The sequence below is a fragment of the Novosphingobium cyanobacteriorum genome (assembly GCF_029436685.1).
Lineage (GTDB): Bacteria > Pseudomonadota > Alphaproteobacteria > Sphingomonadales > Sphingomonadaceae > Novosphingobium > Novosphingobium cyanobacteriorum.
In genome coordinates, this window is sequence record NZ_JAROCY010000010.1 from 161,336 (window position 1) to 181,952 (window position 20,617).

The 20,617-nt window shown below is 64.9% G+C and carries 28 protein-coding genes, 1 tRNA gene and 1 riboswitch; of the genes, 13 read left to right on the top strand and 16 right to left on the bottom strand.

Annotated elements, in window-relative coordinates; translation table 11 throughout:
• Positions 1-8 precede the first annotated feature (8 nt).
• The 3 genes from POM99_RS12130 to crtY are packed head-to-tail and all read right to left on the bottom strand — an operon-like array spanning position 9 to position 3,262.
• Positions 9-590 (bottom strand): LOG family protein, encoded by a 582-nt coding sequence (locus POM99_RS12130; protein ID WP_277278139.1) that lies wholly within the window; start codon positions 588-590, stop codon positions 9-11.
• Positions 587-2,065 carry a phytoene desaturase gene (locus POM99_RS12135; protein WP_277278141.1) on the bottom strand — a complete coding sequence of 493 codons (1,479 nt, stop codon included), beginning with the start codon at positions 2,063-2,065 and terminating at the stop codon, positions 587-589. Before POM99_RS12135 ends, POM99_RS12130 begins: the two co-directional genes overlap by 4 nt.
• Positions 2,066-3,262, bottom strand: coding sequence for a lycopene beta-cyclase CrtY (gene crtY / locus POM99_RS12140; protein ID WP_277278143.1), 1,197 nt, complete (start codon positions 3,260-3,262; stop codon positions 2,066-2,068).
• A 77-nt stretch (positions 3,263-3,339) separates the two neighbouring features.
• Here crtY and POM99_RS12145 point away from each other — a divergent pair, with 77 nt between their 5' ends.
• Together POM99_RS12145 and thiC are read left to right on the top strand one after the other, a co-directional pair.
• Positions 3,340-3,945: a DUF2585 domain-containing protein gene (locus tag POM99_RS12145; protein ID WP_277278145.1), complete on the top strand. Its 606-nt coding sequence runs from the start codon at positions 3,340-3,342 to the stop codon at positions 3,943-3,945.
• A 43-nt stretch (positions 3,946-3,988) separates the two neighbouring features.
• A riboswitch (TPP riboswitch) is annotated at positions 3,989-4,097 on the top strand.
• A gap of 34 nt (positions 4,098-4,131) precedes the next feature.
• Positions 4,132-6,012 carry a phosphomethylpyrimidine synthase ThiC gene (thiC, locus tag POM99_RS12150; RefSeq protein WP_277278147.1) on the top strand — a complete coding sequence of 627 codons (1,881 nt, stop codon included), beginning with the start codon at positions 4,132-4,134 and terminating at the stop codon, positions 6,010-6,012.
• Between the two features lie 37 nt (positions 6,013-6,049).
• On the opposite strand, the gene POM99_RS12155 is transcribed toward thiC, so the two are convergent.
• On the bottom strand, positions 6,050-6,526 hold the full coding sequence (locus POM99_RS12155; RefSeq protein WP_277278149.1) for a YaiI/YqxD family protein: 477 nt from the start codon (positions 6,524-6,526) through the stop codon (positions 6,050-6,052).
• Between the two features lie 71 nt (positions 6,527-6,597).
• Between POM99_RS12155 and POM99_RS12160 the strand changes: the two genes are divergently transcribed.
• The 5 genes from POM99_RS12160 (at position 6,598) to POM99_RS12180 (ending at position 8,538) form a co-directional block, all read left to right on the top strand.
• On the top strand, positions 6,598-6,825 hold the full coding sequence (locus tag POM99_RS12160; protein ID WP_277278151.1) for an AbrB/MazE/SpoVT family DNA-binding domain-containing protein: 228 nt from the start codon (positions 6,598-6,600) through the stop codon (positions 6,823-6,825).
• A 6-nt stretch (positions 6,826-6,831) separates the two neighbouring features.
• Positions 6,832-7,233 (top strand): type II toxin-antitoxin system death-on-curing family toxin, encoded by a 402-nt coding sequence (locus POM99_RS12165; protein ID WP_277278153.1) that lies wholly within the window; start codon positions 6,832-6,834, stop codon positions 7,231-7,233.
• The gene (locus tag POM99_RS12170) at positions 7,230-7,604 is read left to right on the top strand and encodes a nuclear transport factor 2 family protein (protein ID WP_277278155.1); all 375 of its coding nucleotides are present in this window, start codon (positions 7,230-7,232) and stop codon (positions 7,602-7,604) included. The genes POM99_RS12165 and POM99_RS12170 overlap by 4 nt, the downstream gene beginning before the upstream one ends.
• 115 nt (positions 7,605-7,719) lie before the next feature.
• Positions 7,720-8,205, top strand: a complete 486-nt coding sequence (locus POM99_RS12175; protein ID WP_277278157.1) for a glycine zipper 2TM domain-containing protein — start codon at positions 7,720-7,722, stop codon at positions 8,203-8,205.
• Between the two features lie 78 nt (positions 8,206-8,283).
• Positions 8,284-8,538, top strand: coding sequence for a DUF5654 family protein (locus tag POM99_RS12180; RefSeq protein WP_277278159.1), 255 nt, complete (start codon positions 8,284-8,286; stop codon positions 8,536-8,538).
• A gap of 11 nt (positions 8,539-8,549) precedes the next feature.
• Here the strand turns inward: POM99_RS12180 and POM99_RS12185 are convergent, their stop codons facing one another.
• From POM99_RS12185 to POM99_RS12235, 11 genes are all read right to left on the bottom strand, one after another.
• The gene (locus POM99_RS12185) at positions 8,550-8,849 is read right to left on the bottom strand and encodes a hypothetical protein (protein ID WP_277278161.1); all 300 of its coding nucleotides are present in this window, start codon (positions 8,847-8,849) and stop codon (positions 8,550-8,552) included.
• A 35-nt stretch (positions 8,850-8,884) separates the two neighbouring features.
• Positions 8,885-9,331 (bottom strand): hypothetical protein, encoded by a 447-nt coding sequence (locus POM99_RS12190; RefSeq protein WP_277278163.1) that lies wholly within the window; start codon positions 9,329-9,331, stop codon positions 8,885-8,887.
• 106 nt (positions 9,332-9,437) lie between these two features.
• Positions 9,438-9,731 (bottom strand): hypothetical protein, encoded by a 294-nt coding sequence (locus POM99_RS12195; protein ID WP_277278165.1) that lies wholly within the window; start codon positions 9,729-9,731, stop codon positions 9,438-9,440.
• A gap of 442 nt (positions 9,732-10,173) precedes the next feature.
• The gene (locus tag POM99_RS12200; RefSeq protein WP_277278167.1) at positions 10,174-10,479 is read right to left on the bottom strand and encodes an alkylphosphonate utilization protein; all 306 of its coding nucleotides are present in this window, start codon (positions 10,477-10,479) and stop codon (positions 10,174-10,176) included.
• A 51-nt stretch (positions 10,480-10,530) separates the two neighbouring features.
• Positions 10,531-10,935, bottom strand: coding sequence for a DoxX family protein (locus tag POM99_RS12205; RefSeq protein ID WP_438823009.1), 405 nt, complete (start codon positions 10,933-10,935; stop codon positions 10,531-10,533).
• On the bottom strand, positions 10,935-11,366 hold the full coding sequence (locus POM99_RS12210) for a cupin domain-containing protein (protein WP_277278171.1): 432 nt from the start codon (positions 11,364-11,366) through the stop codon (positions 10,935-10,937). Before POM99_RS12210 ends, POM99_RS12205 begins: the two co-directional genes overlap by 1 nt.
• 39 nt (positions 11,367-11,405) lie before the next feature.
• Positions 11,406-11,768 carry a hypothetical protein gene (locus POM99_RS12215; protein WP_277278173.1) on the bottom strand — a complete coding sequence of 121 codons (363 nt, stop codon included), beginning with the start codon at positions 11,766-11,768 and terminating at the stop codon, positions 11,406-11,408.
• An 88-nt stretch (positions 11,769-11,856) separates the two neighbouring features.
• Entirely contained in the window at positions 11,857-12,069 is a 213-nt protein-coding gene (locus POM99_RS12220; RefSeq protein WP_277278175.1) for a hypothetical protein, read from the bottom strand.
• Positions 12,070-12,266: 197 nt separating this feature from the next.
• A complete protein-coding gene (dapD, locus tag POM99_RS12225) occupies positions 12,267-13,115 on the bottom strand; it encodes a 2,3,4,5-tetrahydropyridine-2,6-dicarboxylate N-succinyltransferase (RefSeq protein ID WP_277278177.1) in 849 nt (282 codons plus the stop codon).
• 99 nt (positions 13,116-13,214) lie between these two features.
• Positions 13,215-13,889, bottom strand: a complete 675-nt coding sequence (locus POM99_RS12230) for a pyrimidine 5'-nucleotidase (protein ID WP_277278179.1) — start codon at positions 13,887-13,889, stop codon at positions 13,215-13,217.
• Positions 13,886-15,019, bottom strand: a complete 1,134-nt coding sequence (locus tag POM99_RS12235; protein WP_277278181.1) for a PQQ-dependent sugar dehydrogenase — start codon at positions 15,017-15,019, stop codon at positions 13,886-13,888. Before POM99_RS12235 ends, POM99_RS12230 begins: the two co-directional genes overlap by 4 nt.
• Before the next feature lie 9 nt (positions 15,020-15,028).
• On the opposite strand from POM99_RS12235, the gene rnhB reads away from it, so the two are divergent.
• Together rnhB and POM99_RS12245 are read left to right on the top strand one after the other, a co-directional pair.
• Positions 15,029-15,649 carry a ribonuclease HII gene (gene rnhB, locus POM99_RS12240; RefSeq protein WP_277278183.1) on the top strand — a complete coding sequence of 207 codons (621 nt, stop codon included), beginning with the start codon at positions 15,029-15,031 and terminating at the stop codon, positions 15,647-15,649.
• Between the two features lie 51 nt (positions 15,650-15,700).
• Positions 15,701-17,632, top strand: coding sequence for an OPT family oligopeptide transporter (locus POM99_RS12245; RefSeq protein WP_438823011.1), 1,932 nt, complete (start codon positions 15,701-15,703; stop codon positions 17,630-17,632).
• A gap of 7 nt (positions 17,633-17,639) precedes the next feature.
• Here the strand turns inward: POM99_RS12245 and POM99_RS12250 are convergent, their stop codons facing one another.
• A complete protein-coding gene (locus POM99_RS12250; protein WP_277278186.1) occupies positions 17,640-18,131 on the bottom strand; it encodes a hypothetical protein in 492 nt (163 codons plus the stop codon).
• A 1-nt stretch (position 18,132) separates the two neighbouring features.
• On the opposite strand from POM99_RS12250, the gene efp reads away from it, so the two are divergent.
• From efp to POM99_RS12270, 4 genes are all read left to right on the top strand, one after another.
• Positions 18,133-18,696, top strand: coding sequence for an elongation factor P (gene efp / locus POM99_RS12255; RefSeq protein WP_277278189.1), 564 nt, complete (start codon positions 18,133-18,135; stop codon positions 18,694-18,696).
• A gap of 4 nt (positions 18,697-18,700) precedes the next feature.
• Complete coding sequence (locus POM99_RS12260; RefSeq protein WP_277278191.1) at positions 18,701-19,522, top strand: inositol monophosphatase family protein; 822 nt, start codon at positions 18,701-18,703, stop codon at positions 19,520-19,522.
• Between the two features lie 225 nt (positions 19,523-19,747).
• Positions 19,748-19,831, top strand: a tRNA-Leu gene (locus POM99_RS12265).
• Between the two features lie 495 nt (positions 19,832-20,326).
• Positions 20,327-20,617, top strand: a 291-nt coding sequence (locus POM99_RS12270; RefSeq protein ID WP_277278192.1) for a hypothetical protein, incomplete at its 3' end; no start/stop codon positions are given.

Genomic DNA, 20,617 nt, shown 5'->3' on the forward strand with positions numbered 1-20,617 from the left:
CTGTTACGTTACAGGTCGCCGGCCTTCATCGCGAAGATCGGCACATGCGGTTCATGCGCCGCCATGCGATCGAGCAACAGGTCCAGTTCGTGCTCCGCCATGATGATGCCGGCATGGGCGGGCCGCACAAAGCCGACGTCGATCATATGGCGGTTGAAGGCCAGAAGGTGGTCAAAGAAGCCGAAAGCATTCAGCAGGCCCACCGGCTTGGCGTGATAACCAAGCTGCGCCCAGCTGACCGCCTCCCACAGCTCGTCCATCGTGCCCACGCCGCCGGGGAGGGTGAGGAAGCCGTCGGAGAGGTCGGTGAACGCGCGCTTGCGTTCGTGCATGCCCGTTACGATACGAAGTTCGCTGCAAGCCGGATTGGCCAGCTCCGCGTCAACCAGCGCCTGCGGAATTACGCCGATCACTTCGCCGCCGGCGTCAAGTGCGGCCTCGGCGACCGCGCCCATCAGGCCCATCCGCCCACCGCCATAGACAACGCCGATGCCGCGCCGGGCCAGAGTTCGCCCTGTTTCTGCAGCAAGCGCAACGTAACGTTCGTCGGCCGGGCTGGCCGAACCGCAATAGACCGCGACACGTTTCAAGCGAGATCTTCCAGCATCAGCTTGGCCGTGGCCTTGGCACTGCCGACCACGCCGGGAATGCCCGCGCCCGGATGCGTGCCCGCGCCCACCAGGTACAGGTTGCGGATGGCATCGTCACGGTTGTGCGCGCGGAAATAGGCGCTCTGCGTTAGTAACGGCTCAAGGCTGAACGCGCTGCCCAGATGTGCCGAAAGGTCTGTGGCGAAGTTGCTGGGCGCGTAATGGAACTTCGTTACGATACGCTGGTGAATGTCGGGGATCAGCCTCCGGCCAACTTCGTCAAGAATGCGCTTTTCCAGCATCGGGCCCACTTCGGCCCAGTCCACCGGCAGTTTGCCCATGTTGGCCACCGGCACCAGCGCGTAGAACGTGCTCATCCCCTCGGGCGCCATGGACGGATCGGTGACCGTGGGATGGTGGAGATAGATCGAGAAGTCCTGCGGCAGCACGCCGTGGTGATAGATGTCGTCCAGCAGGCCCTTGTAGCGCGGACCGAACAGGATCATGTGGTGCGGAATACCGGGCCACGAACCCTCCACGCCGAAGTGGACGACGAACAGGCTGGGTGAAAAGCGCTTGCGCTTGAGAGACTTGGCCCGGCGCTGGGCATGGCCGTTGTCGGCCAGCAGGTCCTTGTAGGTGTGGACGATATCGCCATTGGAAGCGACAGCGTCGAAATTCTCCTTCCACCCGCTACGCGTCTCGACCGCCGTAACGTTACTGCCCAGTGAGTGGATCTTCGTTACGGCATCCCCCATCCGCACATCGCCGCCAAGCCGCTGGAAATGCGTGACCATGCCCGCGATCAGCCGGTTGGTGCCGCCCTTGGCCCACCAAACGCCGCCGTCCTTCTCCAGCTTGTGGATCAGGGCATAGATCGCACTGGTGCTCATCGGGTTGCCGCCGACCAGCAGGGTGTGGAAACTGAAGGCCTCGCGCAGCTTTTCGTTACTCACGAACTTGCTGACCATCGAATAGACCGAGCGCCAGGCCTGGTACTTGGCCAGGGCAGGGGCCGCCTTGATCATGCTGGCGAAGTCGAGGAACGGCACCGCCCCAAGCTTGACGTAACCTTCCTCGAAGACCCCGGCCGAGTATTCGAGGAAGTCGTCATAACCCGTAACGTCACGCGGCGAGATCTTGGCGATCTCCGCCCGCAGCCCGGCTTCGTCGTTCGAGTAATCGAAGTTGGTGCCGTCGGGCCAGTTCAGCCGGTAGAACGGCATTACCGGCATCAGCTCGACATCCCGCGCCATGTCGTTACCTGACAGCTGCCACAGCTCCTGCAGGCATGGCGGGTCGGTGATCACCGTCGGGCCGGCATCGAAGGTGAAGCCGTCGCGCTCCCAGTAATAGGCGCGACCGCCCGGCTTGTCGCGCGCTTCCACCAGCGTGGTCGCCACGCCTCCAGACTGCAGCCGGATCGCCAGCGCCAGGCCCCCGATGCCGGCGCCGATCACGCATGCCCTTTTCATCTACTTGCGCATCCCCGAAAGAGTAAGTGGTGCGGTCTTCGGACCTACCCCCGCCAGCACCGCCATCGCCTTGGTCATTGGCACCGGCGGCCTGCCCACCAGCACGCGCAGCTTGTCCAGCGTGCGCGACCGCCCGGCGTAGAACCGTTCGATCAGCTGCGGGTTGAGACGATAGAACCGCTCAAGCACCTTGAAGCGCTTCTCCGGATCGGCCGCAACGAACAGCAAGGCTGACAAGTCTCGATAAAATTTTCCGGCTTTCCAATGTCTTAGAGACCACTCCTCAGACATGGATGAAAGTTTATCCCCATCCAGATCGGTCTGATCGGCCACCGCCAGGGCAAATCGCACCGAATCCGGCACCGAATAGCTGGTCAGTGGGTGGAAAAGCCCTGCGCGCGTTCCCGCCCGCGCCACATCCTTGCCTGTGGAGCGCAGAAATCCCTCAAAATCTCCGCCGGTTACAACCGGAAGTACACCTTGCTCCTCAGCGGTCACAGCCTCAATCTGCCAACCCTGCTCGGCCACCCATTGGTCGATCCGCTGCGCCAGCGCTGCCGTATCCAGCGCCGGGCCGTCGGAATAATAGGTGTCCTCCACGAAGACGTCGTCGTCGCCAAAGGGCAGGGCATAGACGAAGCGATAGCCGTCGATCTGCTCAACGCTGGCATCCATCACGATCGGATTGTCCAGCCCGTGCGGCGCCTTCAGCTTCAGCCTGCGCCCCAGGAACTTCTGCCAGCCTCCGGTCAGGTGCCCCATGTTGCGCACTCCGCGCGCATCGATCACCGCGCCGGCCTCGATCCGCGTGCCGTCGCCCAGCGTGGCGTTGTGCGCGTTGCAGGCCAGCACCCGCGCCCCGGTCAGGATCGCATCGGCAGGCAGCGCCTTGCGCAGCGCAGCATCCAGCCGGTCTGATGTCATCGTGTAATAGCTGGTGTGGAGATGCCGGGTATAGGCCGGGAAGCGCACACTGTACCCGCTCCACCCCTTCGTCACCAGCGGCGCCAGCAGTTCACGCCCGCGCCGGCCCACGTCCGAACCGAAGAACGACCAGACGTGGTTGCCGCCAAGCCGATCGTCCTGCTCGACCAGCAGCAGCGATAGGCTGCTGCGGCTGCGCGCCAGCGCCAGGGCAATCAGTCCGCCTGCCAGCCCGCCTCCCAGGATCGCAATGTCGCAATGTCTCACGCTCATGGCCACAGGGGTAGGCGCTCGGGGCAGGGGGCGCAACAGGCCTTGCGTCCAGACGCCCCACGCGGCACCACAGGGCAATGGGGGAATTGACCACAAAACCGCTGCTGCCCGGGCGTACCGGCACGCTTCTTGCCGCCACTTTCTGGCTTGGCACGATTGTGATCCTGCTTTCGTGGCACCGCCCGCCAATCTGCCCTTGCGGCATGGTACGCTTCTGGGCGGGTGAGGTGCAGTCGGCGGAAAACAGCCAGCAGATCACCGACTGGTACAGCTTCAGCCACCTGATCCACGGCATGCTGTTCTATGGCGTGGCGCACCTGCTTTGGCGCAGGGCCGGGCTCGGGCGCTGGCTTCCCGCGCGCACATGGGCGCTGCCGCTGGCCGTGCTTGTGGAAGGCAGCTGGGAGCTTCTCGAGAACTCGCCCATCATCATCGATCGCTATCGCGCCGTCACCATCAGCTATGGCTATTCGGGGGACAGCGTCCTCAATTCCGCCAGCGACATCGCCTGCATGGTGCTTGGCTTCCTCTTCGCCGCCCGCGTCCCGGCGCGCCTGACGATCGCCGTGGCACTGGCCTTCGAACTCTTCACCCTCGCCATGATCCGAGACAACCTGACTCTCAACGTCCTTATGCTCGCCTCGCCGATCGAGGCGGTGCGGCAATGGCAGGCGGCAACCTGATCTTTCCGCCGCTGGACAGCGTGGCGTGGCTGGCCTATCCCGAATCCATACCCCGGGGAGCCAGTGCTGGCTGAGAGGGGCTGGTCACGCAGCCCGACCCGTCGAACCTGAACCCGTTAGCACGGGCGGAGGGAAGGGCAGCCACGGCACCCGTCTCGAACTCCGCCCGCCGAAGGAGCGTTGCGCATGGCGGACATCAATTCAAAGCTCGAGATCGGCGTCACCACCGGCCCCATCCGCGGGAGCCGCAAGATCCACGTCGAATCACCCCGGTTTCCCGGCCTCACCGTCGCCATGCGTGAGATTTCGCTTGAACCCAGCAGCGGCGAACCGCCGGTGCGCGTCTACGATACGTCGGGCCCCTACACCGACAGCAAGGTCGCCATCGATATCGCCGCCGGTCTGCCCAAGCTGCGCCGGGACTGGATCATGGCCCGTGGCGATGTCGAGGCCTATGATGGCCGCGCCGTCAAGCCCGAGGACAACGGCCTGAAGGGGCCTGACCGCTCCGCTGGCGTGCCCGCTTTCCCCAATGTCGAAAAGCGCCCCCTGCGCGCCAAGGCCGGCGCCAACGTCAGCCAGATGCACTATGCCCGCCAGGGTATCATCACGCCCGAGATGGAATATGTCGCCATCCGCGAGAACCTTGGCCGCAAGCAGTTGAAGGAAGCGCTGGTCCGCGACGGACAGGATTGGGGCGCCTCGATCCCTGATTACGTCACCGCCGAATTCGTGCGCGACGAAGTTGCACGCGGCCGCGCCATCATTCCCAGCAACATCAACCACCCCGAATCCGAACCGATGGCGATCGGGCGCAACTTCCTCGTCAAGATCAACGCCAACATCGGCAACTCCGCCGTCGCGTCCGACGTGGCCAGCGAAGTCGACAAGATGGTCTGGTCGATCCGCTGGGGCGCCGATACCGTGATGGACCTGTCCACCGGTCGCAACATCCACGACACGCGCGAATGGATCCTGCGCAACAGCCCCGTGCCGATCGGCACCGTGCCGATCTACCAGGCGCTGGAAAAGGTCGGCGGCATTGCCGAGGACCTGACCTGGGAGGTTTTCCGCGATACCCTGATCGAACAGGCCGAACAGGGCGTGGACTACTTCACCATCCACGCCGGTGTGCGCCTGCCCTACATCCCGCTTGCCGCCAAGCGGATGACCGGAATCGTCAGCCGCGGCGGTTCGATCATGGCCAAGTGGTGCCTTGCGCATCACAAGGAATCGTTCCTCTACGAACGCTTTGACGAGATCACCGAGATCATGAAGGCCTATGACGTGGCCTATTCGCTGGGTGACGGCCTGCGCCCCGGATCGATCTACGATGCCAACGACGAAGCCCAGTTCGCCGAGCTCTACACCCTGGGTGAACTGACCAAGCGTGCCTGGGCGCAGGACGTTCAGGTGATGATCGAGGGTCCCGGCCACGTGCCGATGCACAAGATCAAGGAGAACATGACCAAGCAGCTCGAAGCGTGCGGCGAAGCGCCGTTCTACACGCTCGGGCCGCTGGTTACCGACATCGCGCCGGGCTATGACCACATCACCAGCGGCATCGGCGCGGCGCAGATCGGTTGGTACGGCACCGCCATGCTCTGCTACGTGACACCGAAGGAACACCTCGGCCTGCCCGACCGCGATGACGTCAAGGTCGGCGTGGTGACCTACAAGCTGGCCGCCCACGCGGCCGATCTAGCCAAGGGCCACCCGGCGGCGCAGGTGCGTGACGATGCACTGAGCAAGGCGCGCTTCGAATTCCGCTGGCGCGACCAGTTCAACCTCTCGCTCGATCCGGACACCGCCGAGCAGTACCACGATCAGACCCTGCCCGCCGAAGGCGCGAAGTCCGCGCACTTCTGCTCGATGTGCGGCCCCAAGTTCTGCTCGATGAAGATCAGCCAGGAAGTGCGTGACTTTGCCGCCAAGCAGAACCAGCCGGTCGAAGGCTTCGTGGCGAACGAGGCCGAGGCCGAAGCCGGCATGAAGGCGATGAGCGCGAAGTACGACGAGATGGGCCGCGAGCTCTACATCGGCGCCGGCGGCCGCGAACACGATTGATCGGTCTCCCGCCGCTCTCTGTGGGCGGCGGGCACCCTCAACCTCGCATCAGGCGCACCAAGGCTTCGTCCAGCGCCTGCAGGAAGCGGGACCGGTCGGCCTTGCTGAACGGGGCGGGGCCGCCCACCACGTCGCCCCCGGCGCGCAGGTCCGCCATGATCGCCCGCGTGGCGATCTGGCTGCCTATGGAATTGGCGGTAAAGGGCTTTCCTGCAGGAGAAAGCACCACCGCGCCCGCCTTGATGCACCGGTCGGCCAGCAGGATGTCCGCCGTGATCACCACGCTTTTCGGCCCGGCAGCTTCGGCAATCCAGTCGTCCGCGGCGTCAAACCCGTCGCTCACCACCACGCGCCGTACCAATGGATGGACCGGCACCCGGAACGGCGAATTGCTGACCACCGTCACCGGTATCTGGTGGCGAAAGGCCACCTTGTAGATTTCCTCCTTCACCGGGCACGCATCACCGTCGACCATGATGGCAGGTGCAGCGAGGGGAGGGGGCGGGTTGTTCATGCGCCCCGCTGCCACGCCCGCGCAAGTGGCGCAAGCTTGCGACCCGCCAAGCAATCCGTTATAACACCCGTATGAACGCGCCCCTGAAGATCACGAAGATCGGCAATTCCGCCGGGATCGTCCTGCCCAAGGAACTGCTCGCCCGGCTTCGCGTGGGTGTGGGCGACACGCTTTTCGTGACTGAGGCGCCGGATGGCATCCGCATTACAGCGGCCGACCCTGATTTCGCTGAAAAGATGGCCGCAGCCGAGCGGATCATGCGCGAGGATCGCGATATCCTGCGCGAACTTGCTAAGTAACGTCCCATGTCCCTCCGTCTCGAGCCGGTCTGGCTGGACAGCCGACTCGCGCTTGCCATCCACGACAGGCAATTGGCCGAACATGGCGGCCCCAGCGGAGTGCGGGATTCCGGTGCGCTGGAATCCGCCTTGGCACGGCCGTGCAACCAGTGGGAGTATGGCGAAGACGATCTCTGCCAGATTGCCGCTGCCCATGCGTTTGGCATAGCGCGCAACCATCCCTTCACCGACGGCAACAAGCGGACAGCCTGGGTAATCGCGCGCACATTCCTCGTGCTGAACAGCGTGGAGATCGCGTTTGCCGCAGTTGACGCCGTTGCCACGGCGCAGGCCCTCGCCGCAGGCGACCTTACCGAAGACGAACTAGCCCACTGGTTTCGCCAGCACATCCGAACCGCTGACACATGACCGACCTCGCCATTCGCCTGCGCCGCGCCGCATTCAATCGGGCGCTGGCCGAAGCTGATCTCGCCGCCATCGGTCCGATCCTCTCCCCGAACTGTATCCTGGTGACGGGCACGGACAGCGCCGTGATCGCGGGCCGCAAGGCGCAGCTGGTGGCATGGAAGCGCGAGTTCGCCGCCCGTCCGCGCACCGCCTACACCCGCACGACGGAAACCGTGACCGTGTCCGCGATCGAACCCATCGCCATGGAAACCGGCCATTGGCAGGGGCTCATCGAGGGGCAGGTGCAGGCTTCGGGCACCTATGGCGCCAAGTGGCGGCAGGCGGGCGCCGATTGGCTGCTGGAGGCGGAGATCTTCGTTACCCTCGACTGATCGGGCTTTCCCGCACGCCTGCCGGAACCACACTGCCCCCCGGCGATTGCTGCTTGGCACCGGGCGCGCCCCTTATCTTTGCGCCCTCCCATCTCTCCCGCATGGAGAAGGCGCCATGAAGTTCCCCAAGAAAGCCCTTGTGATAGCCCCGCTCGCCGCCGCAGCCCTGCTGGGCGGCTGTTCCACCTATGGCGATGGCTACTATGACAACGGCCCGCGCTACGCCTCTGACCGCAACGGTGACTGGGGCTACTATGATCGCGGCTACTATGACCGCTACGGTCGCTATGACTGGAACAATCCTGATCCCAGCTACGGCGGATACTACGCCGATCGATACTATCGCGAAAATCCACGATATCGCGAACGCCGCCTGAGCTATGACGATCGTGTCTATCGCGGGCGTGACGGGCGCTATTACTGCCGCCGGTCCGACGGTTCGACCGGCATCATCGTCGGCGGCCTTGCCGGGGCAGCGCTGGGCGCGGTCATCGCCGAAGGGGACAGCAAACCGCTGGGCGCAATCATCGGCGCCATGGGTGGCGCCATTGCCGGCGGTGCCGTTGACAGTGGCCGCAACAGGGACGTTCGCTGCCGCTGATCCAGCGCCCTTGAAACGGTGACGCCATGACGGCAATCTCCCTCGTGGGACCGTAGTACCACGAGGGAGATTTTGCCGATGACCGACCCCAAGGCCATGATCCAGACGATGATCGCGCTCGCTTCCGCCTCGCTCGGGCTCGTCGCTGCGCTGGCCTGGAACGAAGCGATCAAGGCCACGCTGGCGATGCTCGGCATGGGCGACAATCTCGCCGGGCTATACAGCTATGCCATCGTGGCGACTGTACTGGCAGTGGTCGTGCTCACGGTCCTTGGCCGTATCAGCGCGCGGATCGGTGGTGCCGCGGCCTTTGAACGCGAAGCGGAAGGCTGACCCGCCAAAGATCAGTGGTGGCGGTGGACGCGTACCCCGTTTTCCGTGGTGACTGCCTCCGCCGCCCGCTTTCCCGGCAGCCAGCCTGCGGGAACGATCTCATGCGCAAACTGGCCCACGCCATCAAGCAGGCCCTTGCCTGAAGCTGTGCCTTGGTACCCGCGCGTCACGCGCACGCCATGTGTCTCGACCGCGTTGTCCGCTGGTGCGCCATTTCCACCCGGCATGCGCTGCGCGAACAGGGTTACCGCGCCCAACACGGGCAGCAGCCAGACAACGCGACGCGCGATGATGCGGGGTACACTTGCCATGGCGCACACATTGGCGGGAAATGCTTGGCGAAGACTTAATAGTTCGCCGGCCCCTGCACGTCCTCGACCGGGGCATCGTCTTCGGGTGAAGGGATGTCCTCGGGATCGGGATCATCATACCCTGTCCTGGTGGCCGCTTCCTGCTCGTCGTAATCGTCCCACACTTCCCTCTGCGGTGGTTCGGGAGGAAAGTCTGTACTGTCGAGCCGCCAGTCTGCACCGGCATAGACCCTGGCATGGGCAACCTTGGGGGGAATGGACTCTCCGCGCTCGCCTGGCCATGGCGCGGGATTGAACGTTTCCCCGCTGAATGTCGCCGCGTAGCTCTCCGTCTGCTGCTGCCGTTGGGCCAGTGCGGCGCCCTTGCCACGCCAGGGTGGATCGGGCGGGGCCAGGATCGTGGTGGGCGTGGCCAAGCCGATCAATATGCCCAGCACGAGGCCTGCAGCCAGGATTTTCGCGATGGGGTCCTGCAGCTTCATGCCACTTCAACAGCGCCCGGCAGGCACGGTTCCCGGCACGCAAAAGGGGCCTCCCGCGCTGGCGGAAAGCCCCTTTTCAGCCCGCTACCGGGCCCGCGTCAGTCGCTTACTTGGCGCCTTCGACGTCGATTCCCAGCTTCTTCACGTCGGCCAGGCGGAATTCCACCGGGCGGTTGTTGAAGGTGCCGGTCACGGTCTTCTTGCGCACGTGCAGTTCAAAGGGCACCTTGCCGGCATAGGCGGTGCCGCGGATCACCTTTTCACCAGCCGCCTCTTCGGTGGTGTAGCTGTACTGCACGCCCTTGTGCGCGAAGGCACCGTCTTCTGCCTCGGCAGCGAAAGCGGCGGGAGCGGCGAGGAAGGCAACGGCGGCAGCCGCGAAGTAGGAAAGCTTGATCATGGCAATGTTCCTTATGGGTGAAGGGCGATTGCCTTCGGACACCCCTGTGTTCTTGTTGGAACCTTAATGATGTTGCAGGTGCGAACACGCAAATGCGTTATGCTGCATTGCAATTGCAGTATGTGCAACTGAATTGAAACATCACGATTTTGACATAAACCGGAGGGTGCCTGCCTGCACCTTTGGACAGCACACAACGCAGGAATGCCGCCATGGCGTTTACCTGGTGAGCTGGTTTCGCAGGTGCGGCATGTGCCGGTCTGGCACCTTGTTGCGCCATGGCGGCAGGGTGGCGGCGTTGCCCGGCATCAACCCTGCCGGCTGTCCGAGGGGGTGATGCGGCCCGATCAGAGGTGCCAAGCTGCTGCCTGACGCTTCGCTGGATGCGTCGAAGGTGGTGCTGGGTCACCAAGACCGCGTGGGCAGGTGAGGTCGACCTGCCTCAGCGCTTGCGCACGAATTCCGCTCGCAGCACCAAGCCCTTGATCCCGGGATACTTGCAGTCGATCTCCTGCGCGTCGCCGGTAAGGCGGATCGACTTGATCAGGGTGCCCTGCTTCAGCGTCTGGCCTGCGCCCTTGACTTCAAGGTCCTTGATCAAGGTCACCTGGTCACCGTCCTGCAGCAGATTGCCCACCGCATCGCGCACTTCCACGGCGCCTTCGGCCGCACGCCTGGCTGCCAGTTCGGACGCCGGCATCCATTCGCCGCTGTCCTCGTCGTAAACGTAATCGTCGTCGCTCATCATTCCCTCCGTCCGGCTGTGCGCCTGCCAGAGGGGGACTGGGAATGCCAGCGATTATCCCGCCGCTTTGTGGTTCCTGTCGCCAATCACGCCGCTGACCCACAGGGCGAGCCAGACCAAGGCGGGCTGGAGGACCATGCGTGGCACGTGATAGGCAAGGCCCAGCCCATGGTCCGGCCGGTGCATGTCCATGATGAAGTGATTGATGTTCGCCGGGAACACGCAGACCGCATAGGCGGCAAGGCCCCATCCTCCTGCACGACGCAGCGCGGGCGACCATGGCTGCAGGAGTGCCGCCGCGCCCGCCAGTTCGGCAAGGCCGGTCACAAGGATGGTCAATTCCGGGAAGGGGACCCATGCCGGCGTGATGCCAAGGAATGGCCTGGGCACGAGGATATGCAGCACCCCGGCAGCGGCATAGAGCAGCGCCAGCACGATATGGGCGATCGTGCGGGTCATCATCCCGGCTCCCATCCAGCGTCCGCAAGGGTGAAGCCGGCAAATTCAAAGCCCGGCGTGACTACGCAGCTTGCCAGCGCATAGCCTTCCGGCCCGGCGACTGGTTCAGCCGCCTGCCACCAATCCTTTGGCACCACCGCCTGCAGGACCTGTCCGCTGGCGAGATCCGGGCCCAGCACAGTCTGAATCACTGGCCCTTCTGCTGTCGGAGCCATCTTGAGCGTCAGCGGATCGCCACGGTGCCACAACCACATCTCTGCCGCATCAACCCTATGCCAGTGGGATCGCTGCGTGGTTTCAAGCAGGAAGTGGATAAGTGTTCCGGCGGCGCGCTCACCATGGGCGGCCTGCGCACGCCAGGTCTCGCGATACCACCCGCCTTCGGGATGAGGCGCAAGGCCCAGTGTGCCGATCAGGTCCGCCGCATTCATGGCTGCACCATCGGGCGCGGGCCCGTGGCGGTCAAGCCGTCACCATACCGCTGGTGTAAGCTTCAGCGGGCCACCGTCGAACGGTTCCCACTCCTTGTCGGACAGTAATTCGTTGCTCTCTTTGGCGCTTCGTCCTTCGGCGAGTGACCAGGTGATGTGCCAGATCCCTCCATCAGGCCGCGCAGTCGTTCCCTCCATCGCGACGACGAGCGTCTCAACCCCGGTGCCATCATCTGCCCGGCCGACGATGCGCGCATTGCTGATCGGCGGGGGAGGTTCAGCGTCGGGCTCGTTGAACGGCCGGCGCGTGACGTGATCGGCCACCACTCTGACATAGCGCGGGGGCACCAGTTCAAGCAGGCGCGCGCGGCAATCGGGTTCGATTTTCCATCCCACGGTCATGGCGATGCGGCTCCGGTGGTCTTCCGCTTCATCAACGCAGGACCATGTGACGGTTTCCGTAAAATGATCCGGGCCGCAAGCCCGGGTGTCATTGGCCCGCGGCGGGCGCAGGCGTGTGCTGCCCGCTCACCACGGTGCTGTTGGGCTGCGGGCTGGTCAGCGCACCGGTGATCCAGATGATCGAGAGCGCACCGATGGCAAGAACCAGCGCGATGATCAGCACATAGCGCATGATGCCAGTGGTTTCGCCGCCGCGCGCTTCGGGAGTGGTAATGTGAATCTCTTCACCCTGGCGTTCCATGTCGGATCCTTTCGCGCAAAGCCTGTTGCGGCTCTACGCGCAGGTACACCCGACGTTCCCCGGCCGAAGGGGCAAGGTGAGGGGAAACGGCTTTGGGCTGTAGGAATGTTTCCCCAGGGAAACATTCCTACATCGTTTTACTTCAAGGGTTTGATATCCATGAAATCCAACAGGCCTGAGCCCGCGGGGCTTCAGGGTCAGTCGCGCAGAAGCTCGTTGATACCGGTCTTGCTGCGGGTCTGCGCGTCCACCGTCTTCACGATCACGGCGCAGTAGAGCGACGGCCCCGGCGTGCCATCGGGCAGCGGCTTGCCCGGCATTGAGCCCGGCACGACCACCGCGTAGGGCGGCACGCGGCCGATGTGGACTTCGCCGGTGGCGCGGTCGACGATCTTGGTCGATGCACCCAGGAACACGCCCATGGAAAGCACCGCGCCTTCGCCCACGATCACGCCTTCGGCCACTTCCGAACGGGCACCGATGAAGGCGCCGTCCTCGATGATCACCGGGCCGGCCTGCAGCGGCTCAAGCACGCCGCCGATGCCCGCGCCGCCCGAAATGTGCACGTTCTTGCCGATCTGCGCGCAGGAACCCACCGTGGCCCAGGTATCGACCATGGTGCCTTCATCCACGAACGCGCCGATGTTGACGAAGCTGGGCATCAACACCACGCCCTTGGCAATGTGCGCACCCTTGCGCGCCACGGCGCCGGGCACCACGCGGAAGCCGGCGTCGCGGAAGCGGTTCTCGCCCCAGCCGGCGAACTTCGACGGTACCTTGTCAAACGCAGGGGCACCACCGGCGCCGCCTTCGATCACCACATTGTCGTTGAGGCGGAACGAGAGCAGCACGGCCTTCTTCAGCCACTGGTTCACCTTCCACTCGCCGTCAACTTTCTCGGCCACGCGGGCCTTGCCGCTATCCAGCAGTTCCAGCGCTTGTTCCACCACGGTGCGCACATCGGTGCTGGCGGGGGTTACGTCGGCGCGGGCTTCCCACGCGGCTTCGATGGCGGCTTCGATGGCGGCTTCGAGTTGGGCGGTCATGGCTTGTCTCCCCGGAAATCAGTCGGCGCGCCGCCTAGAGCATTTTCGCGGGCGGGGAAACAGCATGCGGCCAGAAAATACGAACCCGCACTGCGCCGGTCAGGTGGCGACCTGCGCGATCACCGCATCAAGCCACGGAACGAGGTCATCGATCACCACGTCGATCGCGGCATCGTCCTTGGCCCGGTCACCCCATTCGGTGGCGAGATCGAGCCAGACCGTCTGCATGCCCATGGCCTTTGCCGGGCCGAGATTGCGGGCCGAGTCCTCCACGAACACCGCCCGTTCGGAATCGATGCCGAACGCTTCGATCAGGCCGGCATAGGCCGATGGTTCGGGCTTCGGGCGGTATTCCATGGCATGGATGTCCCACATGCCTTCGAAGCAGTGGGTGATGCCCAGAGCATCCATCACCTTCGTCGCATAAGGCGCGTCGCCGTTGGTGAAGATCAGCCGCCGCCCCGGCAGCGCCATCAGCCGGTCGGCCAGCGGCGGCGCGTCCTTCAGCACGGTCATGTCGATATCGTGGACAAAGTCCAGGAAGTGGTGCGGGTCCACCGCGTGATAGTGCATCAGCCCGGCCAGCGTGGTGCCGTGATCGTGGAAATACATCTTCTGCACCCGCCGCGCCTCGGTGGCGTCGCAGCCCAGCAGTTCGCTGATGAACTGGCCCATGCGCACGTCGATCTGGCCGAACAGGTCGGTCCACGCCGGGTAGAGCGTGTTGTCCAGATCGAATATCCAGCAATCGACCCGCGCCGGATCGAAGCTCACGCCATCGGCTCCAGCTTCAGCAGCCGGCCTTCGGGCGCATCCTCCAGCACATAGATTGCGCCGTCTGCGCCCTGCCGGATCTCGCGGATGCGCTGGCCCAGCGAATAGCGCGCTTCCTCCTTCGCCTTTTCGCCATCGATGGAAAGGCGCAAGATGCCCCCTATCGCGAAGGAAGCGATCAGCACCTGCCCGTTCCACCCGGGGAAGCGATCGCCGTGATAGAAGATGAAGTCACCTGGCGCGATCACCGGGTTCCAGCTGATCGCCGGCTGCGCAAGATCGGGACGGGTGGCGTTGCGGGGGATCGGCTTGCCGTCATAGTGATCGCCGTCGGAGACCAGTGGCCAGCCATAGTTCCTGCCCGGCTCCACGTGGTTCAGCTCGTCACCACCCATCGGGCCGTGTTCGAGGTCCCAGAGCTGGCCCCTGGCATCGAACTGCAGGCCGAGGAGGTTGCGGTGGCCGTACGACCAGATCTCGGCACCTACGCCGCCCTTGGCGGCAAAGGGATTGCCCGGCGCGGGCTTGCCGTCGAGCGTCAGGCGCAGCACCTTGCCGAGATTGTTGGTCAGGTCCTGCGCCGGGGTGAACTTCTGCCGTTCACCGCTGGACAGGAACAGGTATCGCCAATCGGGCGAAAAGGCGATGCGGTGGGAGAAGTGGCCGCGCCCGGTGACCTTGGGCGTCTGCTTCCAGATCACCTGCAGCCCTTCCAGCCGGGGCGATCCATCGAGCGCCAGCCGCGCCTTGCCCAGCACCGCGCCGCGCGTGTCATGCAGGCCGGCTTCGACCCAGGTGAGGTAGACCGTGCCGCTGGTGGCGAAATCGGGCGCGGGCTTCACATCGCCGAAGCCGCCCTGGCCGCCATAATCGACCGCGGGGACGCCTGCGATGTCGACGACGGTCCTGTCGGCCTTCCACAGCTTCAGCTTGCCCGCCTTTTCGGTGATCAGCGCGCTGCCATCGGGCAGGAACGCCATCGCCCACGGCTCGGCGAAAGTGCCGAGTTCGGTGATGCGGAACGGGAGCTGTTCGGTTTCCGCCTGCTGGCTATGCGCAGGAGATGATTGGCCACAGCTTGCAGCAACAAGCGCGAGCGGCGATAGGGCGAGCGAGAGTTTGCGGATCATGGCCCCACAATGCACACCTTGAGCGCCAGTGCCAGCCTGTCTTCACGTGTCGTCATCGGCGTGGACGAGGCGGGGAGGGGACCTCTTGCCGGCCCGGTGGTCGCAGCAGCGGTGATCCTGTGCAAGCCGCGCCCGTCCGGCCTCGATGATTCGAAGAAGCTTTCGGGCAAGCGGCGGGGCGAGCTGGAAGCGGTGATCAAGCGCCGTTGCCGCTGGGCGGTGGGGGTGGTTGAAGCCGACGAGATCGACCGGCTCAACATCTTCGGCGCGACCATGCTGGCCATGACGCTGGCGGTGCAGGGCCTGTGCGCGCAGCTGGACGCGGAAGAGGTCCACGAGGTGCTGGTGGACGGCAACCTGACCCCGCATGGCCGCCATGCCGACTGGTGCTGGCCGGCGCGGCCGATCGTCGGCGGCGATGCGCTGGAGCCGTGCATCTCCGCCGCCTCGATCATCGCCAAGGAACACCGCGACCGGGTGATGCGCGCACATGCCGAAGTGCACCCCCACTTCGGGTGGGAGCGCAACGCCGGCTATGGCACGGCCGAGCATCTCGCGGCGCTGCGCCGCCACGGCCCCACGCCGCTGCACCGTCGCAGCTTCGCGCCGGTGGCCGCACTGCTTTCCTGATCCGGAATTCCGTGCCAGACAGGGGGATAGACGCCCCAGCCCGGAACGGAGATCGCCTTGGCCAGTGAATCGCAACCTCGTGAATTGACCGGGCGCGGCATACTGCTCGGCGCGATCCTCACCGTGGTGTTCACGGCGGCCAACGTCTATCTCGGCCTGCGCATCGGCCTCACTTTCGCCACTTCAATTCCAGCAGCGGTCATCTCGATGGCGGTGCTGCGCCTTCTGCCGGGCGCGACGATCCAGGAAAACAACATCGTCCAGACCATCGCCAGCAGCGCGGGCACGCTGTCGGCGATCGTCTTCGTGCTGCCGGGCCTTGTCATGGTGGGGTACTGGACCGGCTTTCCCTATTGGCAGTCGGTGGCGGTGATCGCGATCGGCGGCGTGCTGGGGGTGATGTATTCGGTGCCACTGCGCCGCGCGTTGGTGACGGGGTCTGACCTGCCATATCCGGAAGGCGTGGCTGCGGCCGAAGTGCTCAAGGTCGGCGCGGGCGTGGGTGGCGAAGAGGAGAACCGCAAGGGCCTTGCCGCCGTGCTCACCGGCTCGATCATGGCGGTGGTCTATCCACTGCTGGCCAAGCTGAAGCTGGTGGGAGAAAGCGCATCGGCCACCATTCCCGTCGGCCTTGGTGGAACGGCGCTTTCAGGCGGATTGTCGCTGGCGCTGGTGGGCGTGGGGCATCTTGTCGGGCTGGCCGTGGGCGTGGCGATGCTGACGGGCATCGTCATCTCGTTCGGCTTTCTGCTGCCGATCTTCACCGCCGGAGGGCCGCCTGCCGGCACAGAGCTGGCGGACTTTATCTCCGACGTGTTCCGCCACCAGATCCGCTTCATCGGCGCTGGTACCATTGGCGTGGCGGCGATCTGGACGCTTCTGAAGGTGATCGGCCCCATCGTGCGCGGCATCGCCGCAGCGCTGGCCGCCAGCAGGGCGCGCGGGGCCGGCGGCAATGCCAGCCTTGATCTGACCGAGCGCGACCTGCCGATCGGTCTTGTCGGCGGCACGATCGCGCTGTTGATGATCCCCATCGCCTTGCTGCTGGCCAATTTCGCCAGCGGCGGGCCGGTGGGGGCGATGGGGATAGCTGCATCGGTGCTCTATGTGCTGGTCGCAGGTATCGTCATCGCCTCGGTCTGCGGCTACATGGCAGGGCTGATCGGCGCGTCGAACAGCCCGATCTCGGGCGTGGGCATCCTTGCCTCGCTCGGCATCTCGCTGCTGCTGCTCGGTCTGTTCGGCGGCGGTGGAGACACCAAGGCACTGGTCGCCTTTGCGCTGTTCGTCACCGCCGTGGTCTTCGGCGTGGCGACCATTTCCAACGACAACCTGCAGGATCTGAAGACCGGGCAACTGGTAGGTGCAACGCCGTGGCGCCAGCAGGTGGCGCTGGTGCTGGGCGTGCTGTTCGGCGCGGCGGTGATCCCGCCGCTGCTTGACCTGCTGAACCACACCTTCGGATTCCAGGGCGCGCCGGGTGCCGGGCCGGATGCGCTCGCCGCGCCACAGGCCGCACTGATCTCCGCCATCGCGCAGGGCGTGCTGGGCGGTGACCTGCGCTGGGACCTGATCGGACTGGGCGCGGGGATCGGCGTGGTCGTCGTCGCGCTGGACGAAGGATTGCGGCTGAGCAAGCGCGGCAGCCTGCCGCCGCTGGCGGTGGGCATGGGCATGTACCTGCCGATGGAGGTGACCTTCATGGTCGTGGTCGGCGCGGTGCTGGGCCACCTCTACAACCGCTGGTCACGGCGTCAGGCCAACCCGGAGTTTGCCGAGCGGATGGGGGTGCTGACCGCCACGGGCCTGATCGTGGGCGATGGCCTGTTCAACATCGCCTATGCCGCGATCGTGGGGGCAACCAACAACCCCGACATTCTGGCGGTGGTGGCCGAGGGTGCGTGGCAGATGCCGCTGGGCATCGCCGTATTCGCGGCCATCGTGGCCACGGCCTATGCGCGGATGCGCCGGGCCGCAGCCTGATCCGCGATCAGCGGACGACCGATTCGGCCATCGCAGTGATCGAACCGGTGCGCACGCAGCGCAGCTGCGTCGGATTGCCCGTCTCGTCCAGCCGGTGCAGCATCGCTTCGCTATCAACTGCATAGCGGCGGCCTTCGAACGGGCCGGAGGTCATGGTCAGCCGGTCCCCAAGCCGCAGGTAATTGCCTGCGCCCACCCCCTTGACCACATAGCTGGAATCGGGGGCGACGCGGAAGTTTTCGGCGGGCTGCGCCACCGGCATCGCCGTGGCGTCTCCGGGCAGCTCGCAGCGCCACGGGCCCTGGATCAGCACGCGCAACTGCCCGCCGGGAACGGCCTGTGCCGGGGCGGTGGGCAGGGCGGCGGCAAGGGCCAGCGAGGCAAGGAGAATGGCGCGCTTCATCACAGGAATGGCGGTTACACGCTGGCGTGACTTGAAGCAATCGGCCGCAGCGGCTAAGGGCCGCGCTTCCCCGATCAACGGCAGGGCTCTTTCCATCATGAAGATCAGCGGCGTGGACATCCGTCCGGGCAATATCCTGGAATACGAAAAGGGCATCTGGAAGGTTGCCAAGACCCAGCATACGCAGCCCGGCAAGGGTGGAGCGTTCATGCAGGTCGAAATGAAGAACCTGATCGATGGCCGCAAGACCAACGTCCGCTTCCGCAGCGCCGACACGGTTGAGCGCGTGCGCCTCGACACCAAGGATTTCCAGTACCTCTATGCCGAGGGCGAGGATCTGGTGTTCATGGACGTGGAAACCTATGAACAGATCACCCTGCCCAGGGACCTGCTCGGCGGTGCCGAAGCGTTCCTGCAGGATGGCATGACCGCCGTGCTGGAAATGTACGACGAACGCCCGATCTCGGTGCAGCTGCCCGAACAGGTGGAAGCCACCATCGTGGAAGCCGATGCCGTGGTGAAGGGGCAGACCGCCTCGTCTTCCTACAAGCCGGCGATCCTCGACAACGGCGTGCGCGTGATGGTGCCGCCGCACATCGAATCCGGTACCCGCATCGTGGTGGACGTGTACGAGCGCACCTACGTCGGCAAGGCCAGCTGATCCCATGGCAGCCATTTCCGGCCTGATGCGCGTGATGGAAAAGGCGGCCCGCAAGGCCGGCCAGAAGCTCCGTCGCGACTTCGGCGAAATCGAACACCTGCAGGTGAGCAAGAAGGGCCCGGCCGACTTCGTTTCGAAGGCGGACCAGGCCAGCGAGCGCACCTTGTGGGACGAACTGCGCGCGGCGCGGCCCGACTGGGGTTTCCTGCTGGAAGAAGGCGGCGAGATTCCGGGCGAACCGGGCAAGCCGCGCTTCATCATCGACCCGTTGGACGGCACCAGCAACTTCCTGCACGGCATCCCGCACTTCGCGATCTCGATCGCGGTGCAGGAACCGACGCTGGATGGATCTGGCTGGGACGAGGTGACGGCGGGGCTGGTCTATCAGCCGATCACCGACGAAAGCTTCTGGGCCGAAAAGAGCCGGGGCGCCTGGCTGCAGGATCGCCGGCTGCGGGTTTCGTCACGCCGCCACCTGGACGAATCGCTGATCGCCACGGGCATCCCGTTTTCGGGCCGGGGCGATATGGGCGAATGGATCAGGATCTATGCCGAGCTGGCCCCGCGCGTGGCGGGAATCCGCCGCTTCGGCGCCGCTTCGCTCGATCTCGCATGGGTGGCCGCGGGCCGTTACGACGGCTTCTGGGAATCGGCGCTGCTGCCCTATGACACCGCAGCCGGCTGCCTGCTGGTGCGTGAGGCGGGCGGCTTCGTTTCGGATTACAAGGGCCGTTCACTGCCGATCTGCGACGATACCGTGCTGGCCGGCAACGATCAGCTGCACTCGCGCCTGCACAAGCTGCTGGTCGGTGCCTTGAAGGCCTGACGTTAGCCAGTTTCAGCGATGCTGAAACTGGTGCGGCACCGGCCCACTCCCCCGCCCGGCCACCCACAGCGTACAATTCCGTTGGGTGGCCGGGCGGGGGAGTGGGCCGGTGCCGCCTCCACGTGAGTGGAGCAGACTATACACTGAAAGCGACTGAAGGGGGCAGAAGCCGGTTGAACCCGGCTTTGCAGGCGTCTAAGCCGCCCCTTCGGAAGCCCACGGGATGCCCCTGTGGTGGAATGGTAGACGCGACCGACTCAAAATCGGTTGGAGAGATCCGTGCCAGTTCGAGTCTGGCCAGGGGCACCATTGCTGGCCACCGAAGGGCGCCATGCCCTCCAGCTTTGTCTGCCTTCGGCAGATGGCATTCTCCGGAACGGACTTTGGGCCCAAGATCAGGATCTGAGCCCGGGAGCCGCTCACGCTGGACACAACCATGTGCATCCATGCCGTGCGAATCGTGGGCTTCGTGTCACGGTTTCTGCTGGAAGGCAGCTTGCCGACCGTTGCTGGCGTGGCCCTCGTTGTTCCAGGATCGAGTTGAGCTTCAAGGCGCGAGCTGTTTCCATCCAGACGCTTTGCGAAGATTGAATCTCGGGCAGTGATGGTCCGCCTTCAACGGCAATCAGCAATCTCTCGATATCCGATGTCAGCCTCGTCTGCTGCGTCCGGGCTCCGCAGAGTTCCTGCTTGCCGGTGGGCGGGCGTCCGATTCGACAGGTTGATTGATCACATTGCCGACCCGCACTCTTGCGATCCCGATGGTCATTGTGGTGGCCGCGGCGACGACGGGGGCTTTGCCCCTTGGCTGGCATTTTCACGCCGACTGTGGATGTGGAGACCGAGGCCTGGGCGGCACCCGGCTCGGCGACGAGCACGGTCAAGATCTGGGGCTGGCGCATTGATTGCCCTTGGCCAAAGTTCTCCGTGATTGAGACGACTGCAATGCGTTCCTTGGCCTTGGAAGATGGCTACACTCTCGGCCTGATCATTTCGAACATGTCGGTCTGTCTGCCGTACCATCCTCTGCCGTGGAGTCTGGCAATGAGGTTCATGGCTTCGATATCGATTTCGATCTTGTCGGGGTTTGTGATG